The organism is Achromobacter sp. 1011811831, assembly GCF_059760905.1.
This window is the reverse complement of record NZ_JCBANG010000192.1, coordinates 1-1,376: the sequence shown is the minus strand read 5'-3', so window position 1 is coordinate 1,376 and position 1,376 is coordinate 1. Positions and strand designations below refer to the sequence as shown.

The 1,376-nt window shown below is 66.9% G+C and carries 2 protein-coding genes; both read left to right on the top strand.

Annotated features, from left to right (window positions below; genetic code table 11):
• Positions 1-641: chromate resistance protein ChrB domain-containing protein (locus AC6LJ9_RS30540; protein ID WP_498150439.1), on the top strand; the 641-nt coding region annotated here is incomplete at its 5' end.
• A 53-nt stretch (positions 642-694) separates the two neighbouring features.
• The coding region (chrA, locus tag AC6LJ9_RS30535) for a chromate efflux transporter (RefSeq protein WP_498150438.1) at positions 695-1,376 on the top strand (682 nt) is incomplete at its 3' end.

The following is a 1,376-nucleotide window of genomic DNA, read 5'->3' as shown; positions in this document are numbered from 1 at the left end:
GGAGCCTGACATCCCTGGATGGCGCCGCCGCCGCACGCAAGCTCCAGCCGCTCGTGCGCCGCTTCGAGCAGGTGGCGCGCATCGATTTCTTTCCCGGCGAGGCGCAGCGGCAGACCTTGAGCCTGCTGGACGACCTGCGCGACGCGATCACCCGCCGCATGTCTCCCGACGAGCCGACCGCCCGGCAGGCGGATGTTCCGCGGCTGGACCGCGCCGACTATCAGGGCCGGACCTGGGCCACGCGGGCGCGCCCGTGGGTGGACCGACTCGCTTCGGCCTGGCTGATCCGGCGTTTCATCGACCCGAGCGCTCGCATCGTCTGGCTGGCGAATCCCGCCGACTGCCGCAATGGCTGGCTCGGCTTCGACTTCGACGGCGCGGCCTTCAGCCACGTGGGCACCAAGGTCACCTTCGAGACGCTGCTGGCGAGTTTCGGACTTGATTCCGCCCCTGCACTGGTACGGCTGGGCGAGCTCGTGCATTGCCTGGATGTTGGGGGACTCCCGGTCGCGGAAGCGCTGGGCATCGAATCGCTGCTCACCGGCCTGCAGGCATCCGAACCCGACGACGACGCGCTGCTTGCTCGCGCGTGCGAAGTCTTTGACTGGCTACTCAAGAGTTACGAGGACAAAGCAACGTGAACGCCCCGACCAGACCTCAGACCGCTGCCACGACTGAAGCCGTCCCTCCAGCGATGAGCTACCTGCAGCTCTTCGCGCGCTTCCTCAAGTTCGGCTTGCTCGCATGGGGCGGGCCTGTGGCTCAGATCGGCATGTTGCGCCGCGAGCTCGTGGACGAGGAACGCTGGATCTCCAGCAGACGCTTCAACAAGCTGCTTGCGGTGATGCAGGTGCTGCCCGGACCCGAAGCGCACGAAATATGCGTTCATTTGGGCATCCGAGCGAAGGGGCGGCTTGGGGGCGTACTGGCGGGACTCGGGTTCATGCTTCCCGGATTCTTGCTGATGTTCGCGCTGTCCTGGCTGTACTTCCAGATCGAATTCGTGGGCACCTCGCTGGGCGCGGCGTTCCTTGGCGTGCAGGCGGCCGTGATCGCCCTGATCGTGCGCGCCGTGCACCGCATCGGCGAGCACATCCTGCTCGATCGCTGGTTGTGGGCCATTGCCATCGTTTGCGCGCTGGCCGCCATGGCTCGTGTCGACTTCTGGATCACCCTGCCGGCGAGCGGCCTGGTGTACGCCCTGCTCGTGCTGAAGCATCGGGTCTTGGCGCTGCTGGTGACACTGGGGGCGGTGGCGCTGGCCGCGGCCGTGGCTTTGTGGGCTGCGCCGGCGGCGAAGCTGGTGGAAACGGTCGTTCAAGGCCAGGCATCGGTGCTGCTCATCTTCGCCTCGGGCCTGAAGGCTGGCTTGCTCA